At 59.6% G+C, this 20,087-nt stretch carries 14 protein-coding genes and 1 tRNA gene; 8 read left to right on the top strand and 7 right to left on the bottom strand.

Annotated elements, in window-relative coordinates:
* On the top strand, positions 1-73 hold a 73-nt coding region (locus ACTQV3_RS07855; protein WP_441015707.1), incomplete at its 5' end, for an IS3 family transposase.
* Between the two features lie 407 nt (positions 74-480).
* Here ACTQV3_RS07855 and ACTQV3_RS07860 read toward each other — a convergent pair.
* The 7 genes from ACTQV3_RS07860 to glgB form a co-directional block, all read right to left on the bottom strand.
* Positions 481-717, bottom strand: coding sequence for an FmdB family zinc ribbon protein (locus tag ACTQV3_RS07860; RefSeq protein WP_154518065.1), 237 nt, complete (start codon positions 715-717; stop codon positions 481-483).
* 88 nt (positions 718-805) lie between these two features.
* Positions 806-4,102, bottom strand: coding sequence for a 4-alpha-glucanotransferase (locus ACTQV3_RS07865; protein ID WP_441068903.1), 3,297 nt, complete (start codon positions 4,100-4,102; stop codon positions 806-808).
* A gap of 219 nt (positions 4,103-4,321) precedes the next feature.
* Positions 4,322-6,730 carry a glycogen synthase GlgA gene (glgA, locus tag ACTQV3_RS07870; RefSeq protein WP_441536091.1) on the bottom strand — a complete coding sequence of 803 codons (2,409 nt, stop codon included), beginning with the start codon at positions 6,728-6,730 and terminating at the stop codon, positions 4,322-4,324.
* 90 nt (positions 6,731-6,820) lie between these two features.
* Positions 6,821-7,948, bottom strand: a complete 1,128-nt coding sequence (gene glgD / locus ACTQV3_RS07875) for a glucose-1-phosphate adenylyltransferase subunit GlgD (protein WP_441068899.1) — start codon at positions 7,946-7,948, stop codon at positions 6,821-6,823.
* Between the two features lie 4 nt (positions 7,949-7,952).
* Positions 7,953-9,101 (bottom strand): glucose-1-phosphate adenylyltransferase, encoded by a 1,149-nt coding sequence (locus tag ACTQV3_RS07880; protein ID WP_154518056.1) that lies wholly within the window; start codon positions 9,099-9,101, stop codon positions 7,953-7,955.
* 105 nt (positions 9,102-9,206) lie between these two features.
* A complete protein-coding gene (locus ACTQV3_RS07885; RefSeq protein WP_441048450.1) occupies positions 9,207-11,633 on the bottom strand; it encodes a glycogen/starch/alpha-glucan phosphorylase in 2,427 nt (808 codons plus the stop codon).
* A 94-nt stretch (positions 11,634-11,727) separates the two neighbouring features.
* Positions 11,728-14,007 (bottom strand): 1,4-alpha-glucan branching protein GlgB, encoded by a 2,280-nt coding sequence (glgB, locus tag ACTQV3_RS07890; RefSeq protein ID WP_441031236.1) that lies wholly within the window; start codon positions 14,005-14,007, stop codon positions 11,728-11,730.
* Between the two features lie 331 nt (positions 14,008-14,338).
* Here glgB and ACTQV3_RS07895 point away from each other — a divergent pair, with 331 nt between their 5' ends.
* From ACTQV3_RS07895 to wecB, 7 genes are all read left to right on the top strand, one after another.
* Positions 14,339-15,028 (top strand): HAD family hydrolase, encoded by a 690-nt coding sequence (locus ACTQV3_RS07895; RefSeq protein WP_441536088.1) that lies wholly within the window; start codon positions 14,339-14,341, stop codon positions 15,026-15,028.
* A 9-nt stretch (positions 15,029-15,037) separates the two neighbouring features.
* Positions 15,038-15,679 (top strand): thiamine diphosphokinase, encoded by a 642-nt coding sequence (locus ACTQV3_RS07900; RefSeq protein WP_441536086.1) that lies wholly within the window; start codon positions 15,038-15,040, stop codon positions 15,677-15,679.
* 166 nt (positions 15,680-15,845) lie between these two features.
* Positions 15,846-15,921, top strand: a tRNA-Ala gene (locus tag ACTQV3_RS07905).
* Between the two features lie 788 nt (positions 15,922-16,709).
* A complete protein-coding gene (locus ACTQV3_RS07910; RefSeq protein WP_441536084.1) occupies positions 16,710-17,255 on the top strand; it encodes a transcription termination/antitermination NusG family protein in 546 nt (181 codons plus the stop codon).
* Between the two features lie 102 nt (positions 17,256-17,357).
* Complete coding sequence (locus tag ACTQV3_RS07915) at positions 17,358-18,071, top strand: sugar transferase (protein WP_441536083.1); 714 nt, start codon at positions 17,358-17,360, stop codon at positions 18,069-18,071.
* A gap of 91 nt (positions 18,072-18,162) precedes the next feature.
* On the top strand, positions 18,163-18,864 hold the full coding sequence (locus ACTQV3_RS07920; protein ID WP_441536081.1) for a WecB/TagA/CpsF family glycosyltransferase: 702 nt from the start codon (positions 18,163-18,165) through the stop codon (positions 18,862-18,864).
* Positions 18,857-19,957, top strand: coding sequence for a non-hydrolyzing UDP-N-acetylglucosamine 2-epimerase (gene wecB, locus ACTQV3_RS07925; RefSeq protein WP_441536079.1), 1,101 nt, complete (start codon positions 18,857-18,859; stop codon positions 19,955-19,957). The genes ACTQV3_RS07920 and wecB overlap by 8 nt, the downstream gene beginning before the upstream one ends.
* Positions 19,958-20,087: the final 130 nt, after the last annotated feature.

The following is a 20,087-nucleotide window of genomic DNA, read 5'->3' on the forward strand; positions in this document are numbered from 1 at the left end:
CACGAGGAGGCGCCAGGTTAAACTGAAGGGACTGACCCCGGAGGAGTTCCGGAGACAGTCCCTTGCGGCGTAGTTCTTATTTAAGCCGTCCAAGTTTTGGGGTGCAGTTCAATTTGGGACGGGGCTTTTTTAGCTGCCCTGGCCGCCAGTCGGCCAAACATTTGCGTTATCAGCTGGGGCAGCTAAAAAAGCCCCGTCCCAAATTAGCTACCCTACGTTTCAAGATGACCTGCCCGCCACGAAATGGGCCTATCTACTACATTAAACCCATTACCCTCAACCATGCCAAATTTAGCGAAATCAAAACCGCAGGTAGACGGCTCGTCGATTTTGTAAAAACGCAGGTGTGCTCGGACCATACGGGTCAAACGTAGTAGATAGGCCGTTTTTGTGGCGCAACCCCAGACCAGTCGCCGGGGCGTGGGACATTCCTGAAAAATTCGACCCCGCGATCGGGCTTGAACGCGGGGTCGCTTATCGCTAGTGGTTATGTGGGCAGTCGGCGCAACAGCCGCTTGTGGCGCTGGTGCTGGACCCGCCACTGCGCTGGTCGGTGTTGTAGAAACCGCTGCCGTCGAACTTAATGCCGCTGGCCGAGAACGTCTTGGATGCCGGGGCGCCGCAGCTGGGGCATACGACCTCGGGAGTCTCGGACATGGGGTGCTCAACCTCAAAAACGTTGCCGCAGCTCGTGCACTTATATTCGTAGCGCGCCATAATACTTCCTTTTCAGCACAAAGCGGGCAGATCGCTCTGCCCGCAAAAATTCAAACGTTTGTAACTGTACCCCATATCGGGGGTTTTATCACGCTTCGCCCCAGAATCTATGGGTGCTGCGCAGGAGCTTCGCAGTTTTCTCTTCGGCCTCCGCAACGTCTGCCTCTTGTGCCTGCCACGTCCAGTTGCCTGTGGCTACACCCGGCACGTTCATACGTGCGTTGTCGCCCAGCCCCAGCACATCCTGCAGCGGCATCATCACCAGGGGGGCATCGCTTGCGAGCGCGTCGCCCATCAGTTTGGCCGCCACCTCAGCACCGCTCGACTCGTCGCCGCCTGCAAAGGAGCGCGTGCACCAGCCAGCGAGCGTCGAAGTGTCGTGCGTCGAGGTGTACAGGATTTTGCCCGGCGTGGGATGAATTCCGCAGCGAACGTCGTAGTCACTAAACTCCAGTACGTCCATGCCGGGAAAACCGCAGGTCGAAGCCATAGCGCGAACGCCAGGCGTCAGATAGCCCAGATCCTCGGCAATAAAATTGAGCGGACCCAGCTCGTCGTAGGCGGTCTGGAACAGGTCCTTGCCCGGACCAGCAAGCCAGCGGCCGTCGGCACAGGCTTTGCCAGCGGGAATGCTAAAGTAGTTGTGGAAGCCCAGGAAGTGGTCCAGGCGCACGCGGTCGTAGAGCGCGAACGCTCGGCGCAGGCGATCGAGCCACCAGCGATAGCCGCTCTCCTTCATGTGATCCCAGCGGAAGGTGGGGTTTCCCCACACCTGACCTTCGGGCGCAAAGTTGTCGGGCGGCGCACCGGAGATCTCGATTGCCTTGCCGGTATCGGACAGCCAGAAGTTCTCGGGCTCGCTCCACGCATCTGCCGAATCGTCCGATACATACATCGGGATATCGCCGATGACCTCGATGCCCTTCTTGTGCGCATAGTTCATGAGCTCGCACCAAGCCAGGTCAAAGCGGTACTGCATGTAGGCCTGAAGCTCGGCCTCGTCGTGGAAGCGCTTGTCGTCGATCAGATGCTCGTTGTAGCGCGCGACATCTGCCGGCCAATTGTGGCGCGACTCGCCCTCAAAATATTTCTTAACGGCCATGTAGACGCAGTACTTCTCGAGCCAATCGGCATTGCGATGTTTAAACGCGGTGTACAGCGGGTCGGCATCTTCGCCACCGTGGGCCTTCCAAGAAGCGAAGTCGGCGGCCAGCTCCTCGTGACTTTCGGGCAGCAGGTCGATGTTACCCGCAAAAGCCGAGGGTCCGGCATAGGGGGAGCGGAAGAAATCCGTCGGGTTGACGGGCAGGACCTGCCAGTAGCGCATGCCCATGGCGGCCAGGTGGTCGATAAAGCGGCGCGTGGGCGCGCCGATCGTACCCGGCTTGCCATCGTCAGTCGGCACCGAGGTAATGTGGCACACGACGCCCGCGCCATGATCGAGCGGCTCCTGCAGGCGCCTCTCGGCATGGTGATAGATGATCGAAGAGCCCAGCGGGTACAGGTCGAGCGTGACCGTACCGTTGTGGATCTCGCACTCGTGGCCGCTGATCACGTCACTCGCGCATTCACCGAGCGCCGGAATCGTCACGCGGTGCGAATTGCGCAGGCTGCGATTGACGATAACAGTCGCAGCCTCGCCGTCTTTGCCCGTGCGGGTGTAGGCTAGGACGTCGTCGTTAAGCGCGAAGGCCTTGATCTCGCCGTCAACCATAAACGGCAACGCGCGGCGCAGGGCGGATGCGTTCTTCACGATGGCCAACGTATCGAAATCGTGGAGCTGGTCCTTTGTCGGCAGGGTACGGCGGTTGCCCGGATCGGTGAGGCCCTCCAGGCCGTACTCATCGCCATAATAGATCGAGGGCACGCCGGGGAAGGTCATCTGCATGAGCGTCGCCAACCAAAAGCGCCTCTTGGCCAGGTCCATAGAGTTCTCGTCCAAGCGCCATTTGCTACGCTCGCTCTCGGGTAGCTGCGACTCGTCGGGACCACCGCCGAGCACCGAGATAATGCGCGGACGGTCGTGGCTCGAAAGCAGATTGAGCGCGCAGGCCAGTGCCTCGCGCGGGTAGTTCTCGTGCAGTGTCTCGATGTCCTCGGCAGCCTGATAGGCATCTCTGTAGCCCATCAAAAAGCCGATGACCATGTCGCGGAAGGGGTAGTCCATGGCGGAATCGAGTTCGGAGCCCTGCAGATAACGGCGCAGATGGCCATAGCTGATCTTGTTGGAGGCGTCCTCCCAGACTTCGCCGAGCAGCAGCGCATCGGGCTTCTCTTCGAGCACGGCGGCCTTGATATCGGCCAGGAAGTCATCGGAAAGCTCGTCGGCCACATCGAGTCGCCAGCCGTGGGCACCGGCGCGCAGCCACTTGCGAATGACGCCGTCCTTGCCCAGAAGCTTTTTACGCACGAGCTCGGAATTCTCGTTGAGGGCGGGCATATTGCTCACGCCCCACCAGCAGTCATACGAACCGTCCTCGTGGAAGGTAAACGCATCGCGCCACGGGGAGTCCTCGCTCTGCCACGCGCCGACGCCGGGATAGTTGCCGTAGCGGTTAAAGTAGATTGAGTCGTCACCCGTATGGTTGAAGACGCCGTCCAGGATGATGGAAATGCCGAGCTTCTCGGCCGCCTCGCATAGCTCCGTAAAGTCTTGCTCGGTTCCCAGAATCGGGTCGATCTTGGTGTAATCGGCCGTGTCGTAGCGGTGGTTGCTCGCGGCCTCAAAGATCGGATTGAGGTAGATGGCCGTAAAGCCCAGCTCGGCGATGCGGGGCAGGTCATTTTGGATACCCTTGAGAGAGCCGCCGTAAAAATCCCAGGTCTTGATGGATCCGTCCTCGGCACGCTCGTACACGGGCGGCTCGTTCCAGTCCTCGACCATGCGACGCTGGATTCCCTTACGCGGTTTTTCGACCTCGGCCAGCGTGCGTTCGCGCCAGTTTTCGTCGCGGGCGTAGCGGTCGGGGAAGATCTGGTAGACCATGCCGTGCTCGTACCAGGTGGGACGGTTCTCGCGGTGCTTGTAGACGGTAATCTGGAAGGACGGAACCTCGGCGTAGTTGTATACAACGCCCTCGCCGCCGGTGCGACCCTGCGGTGCACCCAAGCGGACCTCGGACTGGCCTTCGATATTGCATATAAAGCTGTACCATACAAGACAGGGCTCGGCGCAGTTGAGCTCACCGGTAAAGATGCCATCGCCCTTGTGCTCCATGGGGATCAAGGTCTCTCCGATGCCGTCAACCCAGGTGCGCAGGGTGAGCGTTGCCTGGTTGGGGTCGGCATCCTCCAAAATCACCGAAAGCGAAACGGAAGTTCCAGTGCTCACAGCGCCAAAAGGAGTGCGAAACTGCGTCAGGCGGCTGTTGTGTATCAATCTCATAGTACGGTCCAGTTCTATACAATCATGGCCAGCGGGTCATGGGCTTAACGCACAGTGCATAAGTATATCCGTTGCACTTTAGTTGTATAAACTACAGTCGCTCACTATCGGCGAACGGTTGTCCTAGAAAATCGTTTTACCAACTATCTACAGAGAAGGGGCGCCCGGTTGGAGCGCCCCTTGTTTAGGGTTTTTATTAGGTTTTAGATCGTCTATGGGCTAGCGGCGCTTACGGGTGGCCGTTGCCTTGCGGACGGAGGTCTTCTTGGTCGGAGCCTTTTCCTCGGCTGGAGCGGCGGGGGAGACCGGGGCCTTCTTGGCGGGTTCGGTCTTTGCCGAAGCCTTTGGAGCGGTCTTGACCTCGGCGGCCTTCGGTTCCGGCTCGGCCTTTACTGCGGGTTTGTCCTTGGCTTTAGCCTCTGCCTTGGGAGCGGCTGTCGTGGTCGTAGCCTTTTTGGCCGTTGTCGTGGCGCGCTTGCGTGTGGTGGTCTTGGCGGCCGACTTTGCCTCGACCGCTGCCTCGGCCTTGGTCTCGGAGGGCGCCTCCTCGACCTTGACGGCGGGCTTTGCAGCAGCCTTCGGGGTCGTCTTCGCGGCGGCCTTCGTCGTAGCAGCCTTGGTCGCCGGCGACTTCGTAGCCGTGGCCTTCTTGGCGGTTGCGGTCTTGGTTGCGGTCTTGGTCGCGGTCGTCTTCTTGGCTGCGGTCTTGGCCGGAGCCTTTGCCGCGGTCTTAGCCTCGGCAGTGGTAGCCTCAGCGGTGGCCTCGGCCTTTACCTCGGGAGCGGCCTCGGCTTCGACAGCCTTCTTGGCAGCGGCGGTCGTACGCTTACGCGTGGTGGTTGCCTTGGCAGTAGTGGTCTTGCTCGTAGCGGCCTTCGTGGTCGTGGCCTTCTTAGCCGTCGTCTTGCGGGTCGTCGTCTTCTTGGCGGCAGGCTTCGCCGTGGGCTTTACCTCGTCATCGTCAGCCGGCTTCTCCTCGGCCTTGGGCTCCTCGGCAGCAGCGGGCTCCTTAACGGGTGCCGCAGGCTCGGCCTCGGCAGCAACCGGCTCCTCCACAGCCGCAGCAGCCTCCACAGCCACCGGCTCCTCCACAGCCGCAGCAGCCTCCACAGCCACCGGCTCCTCCACAGCCGCAGCAGCCTCCACTGCCACCGGCCTCTCAATCTCTGGGTGCATAAAGAAGTACAGGTCCAGATACTTATCGGCCGAACGTGTCCAGCTAAAGTCCTGGCTCATGGCCTGCGTGACCAGCTGATTCCAGGCCTCGCGGTTATCCCAGAACAGGCGAGCCGCGCGGAACACCGCGTCGCCCATCTCGTCGCCGTTAAAGTGACTAAATGAGAAGCCCGTGCCCTCGCCGGTAAACTCGTTGTACGGTTGAACGGTGTCCTTCAGGCCACCGGTCTCGCGCACAATGGGCAGGGTGCCGTAGCGCATGGCGATGATCTGCGAAAGGCCACAGGGCTCAAACTTCGAGGGCATCAGGAACATATCGGCGGCGGCGTACATGCGCTGCGAAAGTGCCGGGTCAAACTCGATACGCGCCGCCATGGTGCCGGGGTATTTGTACTGGAAGTAGCGCAGGCCGTCCTCGTAGTCGCGGTCGCCGGTACCCAGCACGGCCACCTGAACGCCACCGGACAGGATGCGGTCGAGCGCGTACATGACCAGGTCCATGCCCTTCTGTCGCGTCAGGCGCGTGACCATCACCATAAGCGGGCGGTCGTCGCGAATCTCGAGCCCCAACTCCTCCTGCAGTTTGGCCTTGCATACGGCCTTCCCCGCGCGGTCATCAACCGTGTAGTTGGCGGCAATGCGCTTGTCGGTCGCCGGATCAAAACCCACAACGTCAATGCCGTTGAGGATACCCTGCAGAGCGTACGAACGCTCGCGCAGCACGCCGTCCAGGCCCTCGCCAAACTCGGGCGTCTGGATCTCGCCCGCATAGGTGGGGCTCACCGTGGTGATGGCATCGGCATAGTGCAGCGCGCCCAGCATATAGTTAATGCTGCAGGCGTCACAGCGCAGCTGCGTGGCGGCTGCCGGAATATGCGCCATACCCAGTATGTCTTCCATCACGGTGTCGCTAAACTGACCCTGGAACGCCACATTGTGGATCGAGAACACGGTCTTGACGCGGTCGTACAGCGGCAGGCCTTGGTAGAACTCTCGCAAGAACACGGGCGCCAGCGCCGTCTGCCAGTCGTTGCAGTGCAGGATGTCGCACTCAAAGCCTTCGGGCAGGTGCTGCAGGCTCTCGGTGATGGCCTTGGAGAAAAACGCGAAGCGCTCGCCATCGTCAAAGAAGCCGTAGGGATAGTCGCGCGCAAAGTAGTGCTCGTTGTCCACGAACATATAGGTGACGCCGTCGTGCTCGAGCTTCTCCAACCCGCAGTACTCGTTGCGCCAGCTCAGGCTCACGTAAAAGTCGGCAAAGTGCTCCATCTGCGCCTTGTACTCGTCCTTGATGGTGGCGTACTTGGGCACCATCACAATGACTTCGGCGCCAGCGCGCACGAGTGCCGCAGGCAGCGAGCCCGCCACGTCACCCAAGCCGCCGGTCTTAACAAACGGCGCGCACTCGGCCGAGGCAAACACGATCTGCATCTTTTTGCTGGTTTGTGCCATTATGTCTCCCATGTTGCAATTCGAGAATAGCCGCCTGGCGCTAACCGGGCGACTATTCTACAAGTTTCGTGCGATTATGTGGTGCCAACGTTAACGAGCGATGGTGGTATCGGAAGTTAACGGAGCCTTGCCCAGCACCAGGATGTTCTCGGGCGTACCGCGAAGCTCGGTGTTGGTGGGAACCACGTTGTTCTTGTCCAGGATGGCGTTCTCAACACGGGCGCCGCTCTTGATGATGCAGCTCTGGTTGATGATCGAGTTGGTCACCGAGGCGCCTTCCTCGATCACAACGCCGCGCGACAGGATCGAGTTGCGCACGGTGCCCTTGATGATGCAGCCGGCCGAGATGATCGAGTTGCAGGCGTGGCTGCCGGTCGCGTAACGCGAAGGCGGCACGTCGTGGGCCTTGGTCAGGATCGGGCGCTCGGGGTCAAAGAGCTGATCGGCCACGGTCTGGTCGAGCAGGTCCATGCTGCGACGATACAGCGACTTCTCGCTAAACACGCCCACGACCTCGCCCTTGTACTTGTAGCTGCACACGTCGATGTTGCCAAAGTCGCCCTGGAGTGCCTCGAGCAGGTCCAGATAGTCGGCGGACTGGTAGTGGTCGATGATCTCGAGCAGCGTCTCGCGGTTGACGATGCAGCAGTCCATAGAGGCGTTGTCGCCGTACGCGACGCCGGCGCTTACGCCCGTCAGGCGGCCGTTCTCGTTGATATCGAGCTTGGTCTCGTCTTCGACGTTGTGCGTGGCCTTGCAGTACACCACGGTCATCTGGGCACCGGATTTCTCGTGCGCCTCGATAATGGTGTTGAGGTCCATGTTAAAGATGACGTTGGTGCCCATCATCACAACATAGGGCTTGTCCGAGCGCTGGAACAGCGTCTTGTTGGAGATGATGTCGCGGAGCAAGAAGCGCATGCCGCCCTTGGTGGTGCCATACGCGTTGCCGGGCACCATGAACAGGCCGCCCTTCTTGCGGTCCAGGCCCCAGTCCTTGCCCGAGCCCACGTGGTCGATCAGCGAGCGGTAGTTGCCCGGCATGACAACACCGACGGTCTTAATGCCGGCATTCATCATGTTGGACAGCGGAAAGTCGATCAGGCGGTAGCGGCCCAAAAACGGAACGGACGCGATGGGGCGATCCTTGAGCAGCACGCTGCCGTAGGTCGAAGAGTAGTTAGCGGTGATATAGCCGATGGCCTTGCGATTGATCATCGGATCATTCCCCCTTCCCGACAACGACGTCATTTCCAACGACGGCCGTATCCTTGGTGGTATCGACAGAGCCGAGCTTCACGCCCTCTTCGACCGTGGAGTTCTCGCCCAAAATAGCGCGGCAAATGTGCGCGCCGCTCTTAACGTGCGCACCCGGCAGCAGCACGGAGTCCTCGACCACGGCGCGCTCCTCGATGATGACATCGGTCGAAAGGATCGAGTGGCGAGCGGTGCCGTAGATCTTGCAGCCATTTGAGACCAGGCAGTCGTCCAGGCGACCGTCCGGGCCAATGTAGTGCGGCGGACGCGTGGTGATGTTGGACATGATGGGGAAGCTCTTGTCAAACAGATCGAACTCGGGGTTGTTGCCCAGCAGGTCCATCGAGGTCTCGTGGAAGCTGGCGATGGTGCCAACGTCCTTCCAAAAGCCGTGGAACTCGTAGCTGTACAGGCGCTTGTCCTCGCCGAGCAGCTTGGGGATGATGTCCTTGCCAAAGTCGTGGCTCGAGCGCTGGTCCAGAGCGTCCTCCTCGAGCGCCTTGACCAGCACGTCGGCCGAGAAGATGTAGATGCCCATGGACGCGAGGTTCGAATCGGGCTTCTCGGGCTTCTCCGTGAACTTGGTGATGCGGCCGTCCTCGGGGTCGGTGGTCAGGATGCCAAAACGGCTGGCCTCCTCCCACGGCACGGGCATAACGCTCACCGTGAGGTCGGCGTTGTTCTCAATGTGCGTCTTGAGCATCTTGCGGTAGTCCATGCGGTACAGATGATCGCCCGAAAGAATCAGGACGTACTTGGGGTCGTTGGACTTGATGTAGTCGAGGTTCTGCGTGATGGCGTCGGCCGTGCCCGCATACCATGCGCCACCGGTTTGCGTCTCGTACGGCGGCAGGATCGACACGCCACCGTCGCGGCTGTCCAGATCCCACGCCTCGCCAGAGCCCACGTAGGCATGCAGCAGATAGGGACGATACTGCGTCAGAACGCCCACCGTGTCGATGCCCGAATTGGAGCAGTTAGACAGCGAAAAGTCGATAATGCGGAACTTGCCACCAAAGCTAACCGCCGGTTTAGCGATCTTTTGGGTGAGTGCCCCCAATCGACTGCCCTGTCCTCCTGCGAGGAGCATCGCGATGCATTCTTTCTTACTCATCGAATTCTCCTTCTGTCATCGATGTTCCTAAAACCATTAGCGACGGGCGCGGCGCTCGGTCGCGCCCGTCGAGTAATGCCGTGCGGCAAAGGGAACTCGCGGCCTTTAGGCGTGCCAGATCTCGTCGCGGTACTCGCGAATGGTGCGGTCGCTCGAGAACCAGCCGCTCGAGGCGGTGTTGAGCAGGGCCTTGCGGTTCCAGGTCTCCTGGTCGCCATAGCTGCCCGTGAGCTTCTCCCATGCATCCACGTAGCTGCGGAAGTCTGCCATAACCAGGTCGGGGTCGTTGTTGTTCATAAGCTCGTTGTAGATGCTCTCAAAGTTGCCCGAAAGGCCGGCAAACGTGTTGTCCTTGAGCTCATCCATCACGCGGCCCAGACGTTCGCGATCATTGTTGAGCGTGTCCCACGCAAAGTAGCTGTTCGATGCCCAGAGCTGCTCGACCTCGGGAGCGGTCAGGCCAAAGATCGCCTCGTTCTCGCGGCCGGCCAAATCGGCGATTTCGATGTTGGCGCCGTCGAGGGTGCCCAGCGTAATGGCGCCGTTCATCATGAGCTTCATGTTGGACGTGCCCGAGGCCTCCTTGCCAGCTGTGGAAATCTGCTCCGAAATCTCGGCGGCAGGGTAGATGAGCTGTGCGTTGCTCACGCGGAAGTTGGGGATAAAGCAGACCTTCATGACCTCGTTGACGCGCGGGTCGTTGTTGATGACCTCGGCCACCGAGTTGATCAGGCGGATGGTCTCCTTGGCAAAGGTGTAGCTCGAGGCAGCCTTACCGCTAAAGATAAAGGTCGTCGGTGTCACGTGGAAGTTGGGATTGGCGATGCGACGGTTGTAGATGTCCATCACCTTCATGATGTTCATGAGCTGGCGCTTGTAGGCATGAAAACGCTTTACCTGAACATCAAAGACGGTGTTGGGGTCAATAACCAGACCGGTCTCTGCCTTAACGTAGGCGGCAAGGCGCTCCTTATTGGTGCGCTTGGAGGCACCCACGGCCTTCAGGAACTCGGTGTCGTTCTGAAAACCTTTAAGTTTCTCCAGCTCAAAGGCGTCCTTCAGCCAGCCGTCGCCAATGGCCTCGGTCACGAGCTTGGCGTAGGTGGGGTTGGCCTCGGCAAAGAAGCGACGGTGCGAGATGCCGTTGGTCTTGTTGTTGAACTTCTCGGGCGTTAAGGCATAGAAGTCCTTGAGCACATTGTTCTTGATGATATCGGAGTGAATCTTGGCCACGCCGTTGACGCTGTGGCTGCAGATCACGGACAGGTTGGCCATGCGAACCTCGCCGTCCCATAGGATGGCGGTCTGGCGCAGACGCTCCTGCCAGCCCTCCTGCGTAGTATCGAACGACTCATGCCAACGACGGCTGATTTCGTCGATGATCTGGTACACACGGGGGAGGAGCTTGGAGAACGTGCCGATGGGCCACTTCTCCAGGGCCTCGGGCAGGATGGTGTGGTTGGTGTAACTCACGACCTGCGTCACGATGTTCCAGGCGTCATCCCACTCGAGCTTCTTCTCGTCGATGAGGATGCGCATAAGCTCGGGGCCGCACATGGCGGGGTGCGTATCGTTGGTGTGGATGGCTACAAACTGCGGCAGCAGCTCCCAGTTCGCGCCGTGTTCCTTCTCAAAGGTGTCGAGCAGGCTATAGATCCCGGCCGAGACAAACAGGTATTCCTGCTTCAGACGAAGCAGACGGCCGTGCTCGCCGGCGTCGTTGGGGTAGAGGATGGCGCTGATGGCCTCGGCCTCGGCGCGCTCGGCGTCGGCCAGGGCGTAGTCGCCGCGGTTGAAGGCCTCAAGGTCAAAGTGCTCCTCGACCGGCTCAGCGGCCCAGACGCGCAGCTTGTTGACGGTTTCGCCGGCATAGCCCACCACGGGGATGTCATAAGGGACGGCCAGGATGTCCTGCGTGTCCACGGTTCGATAGAACGTGCGGCCGTTCTCCTCAAAGCCCTCGACGCGGCCACCAAACTTAATGGTCACGGCCTTGTCCTGACGACGGACCTCCCAGGGATAGCCGTTGGTGAGCCACTCGTCGGTGGTTTCGACCTGGCTGCCGTTGACGATCTCCTGTTTAAACAGGCCGTAGCGGTAGCGCATGCCGTTGCCGTAGCCGGCAATGCCCTCGGCTGCCATGGAATCCAGGAAGCATGCGGCCAGACGACCCAGGCCACCGTTGCCCAGCGCCGGATCGGGCTCCTGGCTCTCGATGACGGACAGGTCAAGGCCCATATCGTCGAGCGCCTCGGCGACCATGTCGCGCACGCCAAAGTTGAGCAGGTAGTTGTCGAGCAGGCGTCCAATCAAAAACTCAATCGAGAAGTAGTACACGCGCTTCTTGCCCTCGGCGGTGGCGCGGGCGTCGCTCTTGGTGGCAACGGTGCGGGCCTTTTCGGCCACGAGCTTGGCCAGGGCGTTAAAGCGATCCAGATCGCTGGCTGCCTCGACGCTCTTGCCGCTAATGCTCATGACGGCATCGCGATAGAGCTCGGTAAACTCCTGCTTGTTGTCGAAGATCTTATTCATACGTTCCTTTCCCCCGGGGATGTTTCTCCCGGAACGGTTTTGACTTGTATCCTACGCCCCGCTGGGACGGGTAATTACAGCTGTAACGGCTTTGTTACGCATCCTTAGGTGACGACTTAACAGAAGCAGACTTGGCTTTGGTAGCGGCCTTTTTGGCAGCCGGCTTCTTGGTCGCGGTAGCCTTGGCAGCGGGCTTTGCGGCGGCCTTAGCCTTGGCCTTGGTCGTCGTAGCCTTCGCCTTGGCCGGAGCCTTCTTGGCGGCCGCTGGCTTGGGCTTTACCGAGGACGCACGCTTGCGGGTCGCCTTCTTGGGCTCCTCGACCACGGGCGGCTTATAGCTGCTGGGGCCGCGACGCTTAAGCACCACGCCTGCCAGGCTGGGCACCTTAATCTCGATGGAGTCCATCTGCCCGTTCCAGGGATAGGGCTCGCTCGAGCAGGTGTAGGGCTCCTCGCCAGCATAGCCGCTGCCGCCAAACTCGGGACGGTCGGAGTCAAAGATGACCTCCCAGTCGCCCTCACGCGGCACGCCCACTCGGAAGCTCTCGTAGGCCGCCGGGTCAAAGTTGATCAGGATCACGAGGTCGTCATCGACGTCCTCGCCCTGACGCACAAAGCTCACGATGGACTGCTTGGAGTTGTCCGCGTCGATCCAGGTAAAGCCGTCGTCATTGTAACCGCGCTCGTACAGGGCGGGCTCGGCGGTATACAGGTGGTTGAGCGCCTTAATGAACGCCTGATGGTGTGCATGGGTCTCATACTGCTCGGTCAAGAACCACTGAATAGATTCGTAGTAGCGCCACTCGATAAACTGACCGATCTCGTTGCCCATAAAGTTGAGCTTGGCACCGGGGTGCGTCATCTGGTAGAAGGCGAGCGTGCGTAGGCCGGCAAACTGGCGCCACCAGTCACCCGGCATGCGGCCGATGAGCGAGCACTTGCCGTGCACGACCTCGTCATGGCTCAGCGGGCAGATAAAGTTCTCGGTAAAGGCGTACATGATGGAGAACGTGAGCAAGCCATGGTTGCCGGGGCGCCACGGAAAATCGGTCTGCATGTAGTGCAGGGTGTCGTTCATCCAGCCCATGTCCCACTTGTAGTGGAAGCCCAGGCCGCCGTCCTGCGGCGGATAGGTCACAAGCGGCCACGCGGTGGACTCCTCGGCCATCATCATCACGTCGGGGTAGTGCGCCTCAACAGCGCAGTTGACCTGACGGATAAACGCGCTGGCGTCCAGGTCCTCCTCGGTACCGTACTTGTTGAACTTCTTTTGGCCAGGATCGTCAATGCCAAAGTTGAGGTACAGCATGCTGGACACGCCGTCCATGCGAATGCCGTCCACATGGAAGTTCTCGATCCAGTACAGCACGTTGGAGACCAAGAAGGAGCGGACCTCGCCGCGGGCGAAGTCAAACTTGTGCGTGCCCCAGTTGGGGTGAATCTCGTGCTCAAACAGCATGTGGCCGTTAAAGGTGGCAAGGCCGTGGGAGTCGGCGCAAAAACCGCCGGGCACCCAGTCCATAATCACGCCGATGCCCGCCTCGTGGCACGCATCGATAAAGTGCATGAGCTGCTGCGGGTTGCCGTAGCGCGACGTGGCGGCAAAGTAGCCGGTCGTCTGGTAGCCCCAGGAGCCATCGAAGGGGTGCTCCATAAGCGGCATGACCTCGATATGCGTATAGCCCATATCGCGCACGTAGTCCACGAGCTCCACCGACAGGTCGTCGTAGGTGTAAAACTCGCCGCGCTGCGCAGGGAAGGGGTCCATGGGACCGGGGTAGTTGCCGTACTCGTCCGGCTCGCCCTGTGGCTCGTCTCCGTGGCGCTTCCACGAGCCAATATGCACCTCGTAAATGTTGAGCGGCTGCGACATGTGGTTGTGGCCGGCGCGGCGCTTGAGCCACGCGGCGTCGTTCCACTGGTAGCCATCGAGAGTCCACAGCACGCTCGCCGTTCCCGGAGGGCACTCGGCCTTAAAGGCGTACGGATCGGCCTTGTAGAGCTTTTCGCCCTCGTTGGTCTCGATGAGGTATTTATAGAGCTGGCCCTGCTCGGCGCCAGGAATAAAGCCTTCCCAGATAGCGCTCGTGTGTACGGGCACCAGCGGGTTGGCTTGTTCGTCCCAATTGTTAAATTCACCGATAACGTGGACGCTCTTAACGTCGGGCGCCCAAACGCAAAAACGCCAGCCGCGCGTGCGCTGCTGCGTGTCGGGATGCGCGCCCATCTTTTCCCAGCTGCGCTCCCACATACCGATGCCAAACAGATAGACATCGTCCTTGGTGAGCTCCGGTGCGTGCGGGGCGGCTTTACGGGTAGCGGGCTTTTTAGTTGCTGGCTTTAGCTTTGTATCGCTCACGTTTGATCCCATCATGACGCGGCAGCGTGTTGCCTTGGTGACTAGATGCGAAAGGTCCAAGGCTGCACGAATCGAAGGGACGGCGATAGCTCTATGAGTCGTCCCACCTCGCGTGCTCGGTGGAACTTTCGGCAAAAACCACAATAACACCTGTCCGTTAGTTTTATGGACGAAAGTGGATTTACGGTGGCGTTTAATCGGTGAGCGCCATGTTTATGCCACTGACAGAATTGCGATGGTAAAACTCTTGACAGTTTTACCAATTAGGGTTTCAAGAGTTTTAGATTTACGTTTGGTAAAACGTTTTTAGCAGGTTGTTTACCATTTGACATTGAAAGGTTTGCGAATGAACCACACAGCCGCCTCTAATGTTGCTTTTATTTTTGATTGCGACGGCACACTGGTAAATAGCACCCCCGTTTGGGGCTATGCGCAGCCCGAACTATTGCGGTGTCACGGCATTGATGTAACGATTGACGATTTTGCCCAGTTTGAGCATTTGTCGCTCGAGGACGAGTGCCAGGCCTACCACGACACGTGGGGCATTGGCGAAAATGGCGAGGAGCTGTATCGCGAGCTGAGCGACATCCTGATCGATGGCTACTCCAAGGTGCCGCCGCGCGAGGGGCTCCTGGCATTTTTGGAGCAGGCGAAATTGGCCGGCATTGCCATGTGCGTGGCCACGTCCACGCCGGCCGAGCTGGTGCAGTCCGCACTCGCGGGTGCGGGGCTCGACGCCTATATGGAGTTTATTACCACGACGGGCGAGGCGGGCCGCTCCAAGCAGTTCCCCGATGTGTACGAGTTGGCGCTGCGCCGCCTTGAGGAGCGCCACGGGCACCAGTTTGAGCGCGCGTGGGTGTTTGAGGACGCCGTCTTTGGCCTTAAGAGCTCTGGCACTGCAGGCTTTAAGCGCGTGGGCATTTATGACCCGCACGGCCGTATGGAGCGCGACGAGGTTCGCGATAACTGCGATATCTTTATCGATAGCTATGAGGACCTGGATTTAGCCCGCGTGCTTGCGTTTGAGGGATAGGCGAGGGCCGTGGCTTGCAATGTATTAGTTGTTTGCGGCTCACCGGTGGTGGCGAGCGCGGATCTGTTGCGTCGACTAGCGGGGGAGTGCGACCACGTTGTCGCCGTGGACCGCGGGCTCGACGCGCTGCTGGGCTCGGGACTAGGTTGCGACGTATATGTTGGTGACGCTGATACGGTGAGCGACACCGGTCGCGCGTTAGTCGATGCCGCCGAGGCCTTTGAGGTTGAGCGCCACGACCCCTACAAGGACTATACCGATTTGGCACTTGCGCTCGATTCCGTCCGACGCCGCTGGCCGGGTGCCGAGGTGGTTGCGACCTGCGCCACCGGCGGTCGCCCGGACATGGCGCTTTCCGTAACTGGGCTGCTTGCAGGCTACGAGGATGCCCCCATTTGGATTGCCGAGGACAAGGTGGTCGCCCGCATCCTTCACGCTGGCGAGACCTGGACCATTGAGGGCGCCGAGGGCAAAACCTTCTCCATCATCGCCATAGCCCCTGGGACAGTAGTAAGCGAACACGGCTTAGAGTGGGAGCTAGACCACAGCCCTCTAGGCATGTTAGCTGACACGGGCATCTCTAACGTCGTAAGGAAAACGGCCAAGATTCAAGTCCACCAAGGCATCGCGATCGCCTTCCTCTACAAGTGAGGCATCGCCGCGTGAGGGTTTTATCGGGACGGTGGGTTAATTAGCTGGTTTTGGCTTAGCCAAAACCAGCTAATTCAGCCCCGTCCCAGGAAAACCCGTAAGAAAAAGTTTCAACAAAAATCTCTTGCATCCCCGCAAACATTCCCCTATAGTATCTCCTCGTCACGGGGGCGTAGCTCAGCTGGGAGAGCGCTTGACTGGCAGTCAAGAGGTCAGGGGTTCGATCCCCCTCGTCTCCACCATCGTGAATGCAAAGGCCTTCGGAAAACCGAAGGCCTTTTTTCATACGTGTCCACACTACAATCCATAGTGACGCTCGCATCAACCTGTAAAAAGTTGCGCAATTACCTCCCCGTTTTGTACAAAGTTTGTTAGCCAAACACAATAGTTTGAGCAATTCATGCCGCCAGTAATACAGCTCAGGCAGTGCTCATCGACCCACACACCCCCATAAACCTGCGGCAATGTGTGCAAGGCGGCACAATATCCCCCATAACCACGGCAAGTAACCAATATGTTGCTAAACACACCCCAAAACGTATGGGCTACCTGCTGTGCTAGGATAACTAACATTACATGGGTTCAACTGTGTTCACGGCTCCAGCAAGCCGCAAAGCGCAGGGTCGATCAGCATCCGGCCGTAACGGCGGTGCCAGAAACACCACGAGCTCCAATAGCGTCGTCATGCGTATCGCATCGAATGACTTTGTGCTTGTCTATGTACAAGCTGTTCTTTCGATTCGATATTCCATGACTCATCGCAGCAGTCCTACAGCTGTTTGCCTGCGTTCCAGTTTTGTTCCCGCTTGACTGGGTCGCACGCAGCCAGCTGGGGTCGCGGTCATTTTGCGATACACGTCCGCGTCTCTAGCAACTGCACTTATACATACCGTTCACGGTGGGGCAGAGCCACGCGCTTGTCTAACTGGGCTCAGGGTTTGAATATGGAGCGCCTTCGCGCACAAGCGCCCTGGCGAAGCCATACCTAAACCCCGTGAGCCACACGTAAGACAGCAAGGGGGTGGTGCTCGTGTGGTACGTGATCCAGGTCATTAATGGTCGCGAAAATGTAATGCTCGAGCGCATTGAGCACGTGGTGCCGGCTGGCGCCATTCGGGAGCTCTTTTATCCCCAATTTCAGACCGAGATTAAAGTACACGGCGAATGGGTCATCACGACCAAGCCGCTCTTTCCCGGTTATCTTATCTGCGATACGGCAGATCCCCGCAGCGTGCAACAGTACTTGCTTCGCATGGACGACTTTGCCCGGGTGCTTTCCCAGGATGGGCAGTTTGTGCCGCTGGCAAAAGAAGAGGTCCAGCTTATTGGCGGCTTTACGCATAAGGGAGACCGCGTAGTGCCCATGAGCGAGGCCTTAAAAGACGGCGACCAGGTCGTAGTGACGGCAGGTCCGCTGCTGGGCCACGAAGGCCTTATCAAAACCATTAACAGACGCAAGAGCACTGCTTATTTGGAGCTCGACTTGTGCGGCCGACGCGTGACTACACGCGTTGGCCTTGCCGTGCTTTCTGCCGAGCAGCGCGCAATGCGAAACCTTAAAAAGGCGATCGCCTAGCTGCTGGCGAGTGTTTAACGGAACAGGGAGGATTCCCGGGGGCGGGGACGTAGGTTTGAGGAAATAGTGTCAGATAAAACTGAATATTCAGAAGGAGCGCCGGTGGGGGCCGTGCTCGTTGCCCAGGCCATGAACGGCGGCGACGTGAGCATGCGCTACAAGGCCATGCAGGCCCTCAAGGACTGGGATCGCACGCGCCTGGCCTACCGCACCGTCAAGCGCGCCTTCGACATCGTGTTCAGCGGCTGTGTGCTGGCCGTCATCGCCATTCCCAGTCTGGTGCTCGCCGCGGCCATCCGCCTGGAGAGCGAGGGCAACCCGTTCTACAGCCAGATTCGCGTGGGCCAGGCCCACCGCGACGGCAGCCTGTCCACTTTCCGCATGTGGAAGTTCCGCAGCATGTACAAAGACGCGGACGAGCGCCTCGCCGAACTCAAGGAGCAGAACGAGATCGCCGGCGCCATGTTCAAGATGAAGGAAGACCCGCGCGTAACGAAGATCGGGAAGTTCATCCGGAAGCACTCCATTGACGAGTTCCCACAGTTCGTCAACGTGTTCCTGGGGCAGATGTCCGTTGTCGGCCCGCGCCCGCCTCTGCCCAGCGAGGTCGCGGAGTACGCCGAGTACGACCTGCAGCGTCTGGCTGTTAAACCAGGCATTACTGGCTGGTGGCAGGTTACCGAGCGCAACTCGACGGGTTTCGACGGGATGGTCCGCCGCGACCTGGAATACATCGCCAAACGAGGCGTTATGTTCGATTTGAAGATTATCCTACTCACAGTAATTGAGGTTATCAGCGGAAATGGCGCTTACTAAAGATACATTAGGGTATTACGAAGGTACTCGTTCAGTGGTTAACCTCCCCGAGCGAGTCGAAGTCCTGGGCGCCCCCGTGGACCCTTGGACGATGGAGCAGACTGTTGCGGCGACCGACGCTCTCATCAAGCAGGGGTGCTTTGCCCACCTAATTGGCGTGAATGCCGACAAGCTACTGCAGATGCGTGATGATCCTGAGATGGACACTTGCGTGCGCCGTTGCGAGATCGTGAACGCGGACGGCGCCTCCATGGTCATGGCTTCCAAGAAGCTGGGCATTGACCTTCCCGGTCGCGTTGCCGGCATCGATCTCATGTGGGAACTGTGCGGGCTGGCGGAGCGCGAGGGCCACAAGGTATACCTGCTGGGCGCTAAGGCCGATGTTGTCGCCAAGACTGCCGAGGTACTAGTCGAGAGGTATCCCGGTATGACTATCGCTGGCTACCGGGACGGTTACTTCAGTGACGTTGATTTCGACGATGTCGTCGCCGAGGTTGAGCAAAAAAAACCCGATATCGTGTTCGTGGGCATCACCTCGCCCAAAAAAGAGCGCCTGATCGAGCGATTCCGTGAGCTTGGCGCCAAGGGTGCGTTCGTGGGAGTGGGCGGTTCGTTCGATGTGGTGTCGGGCAACATCCCGCGTGCCCCAATGTGGATGCAGCGTGTGAACCTGGAGTGGCTCTTCCGCATGATGCAGGAACCCAAGCGCCTGGCGAAGCGCTATCTAGTCGGTAACATCCGTTTCTATTTACTTCTTCGCAAGGAGTTAAAGAGGAGCAAGGCCAATGTCTAAAAAGAAGGTAATGCTCGTCTTCGGCACCCGCCCGGAGGCAATCAAGATGTGCCCGCTCGTCAACGAGCTGAAGGCGCGCAGGGATGAGTTCGAGACCGTCGTGACCGTGACCGGCCAGCACCGTGAGATGCTCGACCAGGTGCTGCGTGTCTTCGACGTGACTCCCGACCACGACCTGGCGATCATGAAGCCGGGCCAGACGCTGTTCGACGTGACATGCGACGTGCTGCTCAAGCTCAAGGCCGTCCTCGAGGACGAGAGGCCCGAAGTGGTCCTGGTTCACGGCGACACTACGACCAGCTTCGCAGCCGCGCTCGCCTGCTTCTACCTGCAGATCCCCGTGGGCCACGTCGAGGCCGGCCTGCGCACGCACGACATCTACAGCCCCTGGCCGGAGGAGTTCAACCGCCAGGCGGTCGACATCGTGAGCGAGTACTACTTCGCCCCCACGGAGGCCAGTAAGCAGAACCTACTCGGCGAGGGCAAACCCGATTCCAAGATCTGGGTCACCGGCAACACCGGCATCGACGCCCTGCGCACCACCGTGCGCGAGGGCTATTCACACCCCGAGCTCGCGTGGGCGGAGGGCTCCCGCCTCATCCTCATCACGGCGCACCGCCGCGAGAACCTGGGAGAGCCCATGCATCGCATGTTCCGTGCCATCCGCCGCGTGATGGAGGAGCATTCGGACACCAAGGCGATCTACCCCATCCACATGAACCCGCTCGTTCGCAAGGCGGCACACGAGGAGCTCAACGGCTTTGACCGCCTGCACATCATCGACCCGCTCGAGGTCCTCGATTTCCACAACTTCATGGCGGCGAGCCACCTCATCCTCACCGACTCGGGCGGCATCCAGGAGGAGGCCCCGAGCCTGGGTAAGCCGGTGCTCGTCATGCGCGACACCACCGAGCGCCCCGAGGGCGTGGCAGCCGGCACGCTGAAGCTCGTCGGTACAGAGGAGGACGTAATCTACCGTGAGTTCAGCCGCCTGCTCTGCGATCAGGCCGAGTACGAGGCTATGAGCCATGCATCGAACCCCTATGGTGATGGGCATGCGAGCGAACGCCTCGCGGACGTGCTGACTGGGTAACGACATGAACGAATGCTTGAAGATATATAAAGCTGCGCATGCCTGTGCAAGCGGTCCTAAAATCCTTTGGCCTCTCGGTGCCGTGTTGCGCCACCTCGACCAGTTTCTTTTCGCTTGTCACATTGGCAGC

Source organism: Collinsella sp. LCP19S3_A7 (assembly GCF_052121995.1).
Classification (GTDB): Bacteria; Actinomycetota; Coriobacteriia; order Coriobacteriales; family Coriobacteriaceae; genus Collinsella.

Coding starts and splice junctions, on each gene's coding strand:
- ACTQV3_RS07885 (WP_441048450.1), bottom strand. CDS start 11,633: ATGAATAAGATCTTCGACAACAAGCAGGAGTTTACCGAGCTCTATCGC.
- glgD (WP_441068899.1), bottom strand. CDS start 7,948: ATGATCAATCGCAAGGCCATCGGCTATATCACCGCTAACTACTCTTCG.
- ACTQV3_RS07880 (WP_154518056.1), bottom strand. CDS start 9,101: ATGAGTAAGAAAGAATGCATCGCGATGCTCCTCGCAGGAGGACAGGGC.
- ACTQV3_RS07920 (WP_441536081.1), top strand. CDS start 18,163: ATGGAGCAGACTGTTGCGGCGACCGACGCTCTCATCAAGCAGGGGTGC.
- glgB (WP_441031236.1), bottom strand. CDS start 14,007: ATGATGGGATCAAACGTGAGCGATACAAAGCTAAAGCCAGCAACTAAA.
- ACTQV3_RS07860 (WP_154518065.1), bottom strand. CDS start 717: ATGGCGCGCTACGAATATAAGTGCACGAGCTGCGGCAACGTTTTTGAG.
- ACTQV3_RS07865 (WP_441068903.1), bottom strand. CDS start 4,102: ATGAGATTGATACACAACAGCCGCCTGACGCAGTTTCGCACTCCTTTT.
- glgA (WP_441536091.1), bottom strand. CDS start 6,730: ATGGCACAAACCAGCAAAAAGATGCAGATCGTGTTTGCCTCGGCCGAG.
- wecB (WP_441536079.1), top strand. CDS start 18,857: ATGTCTAAAAAGAAGGTAATGCTCGTCTTCGGCACCCGCCCGGAGGCA.
- ACTQV3_RS07895 (WP_441536088.1), top strand. CDS start 14,339: ATGAACCACACAGCCGCCTCTAATGTTGCTTTTATTTTTGATTGCGAC.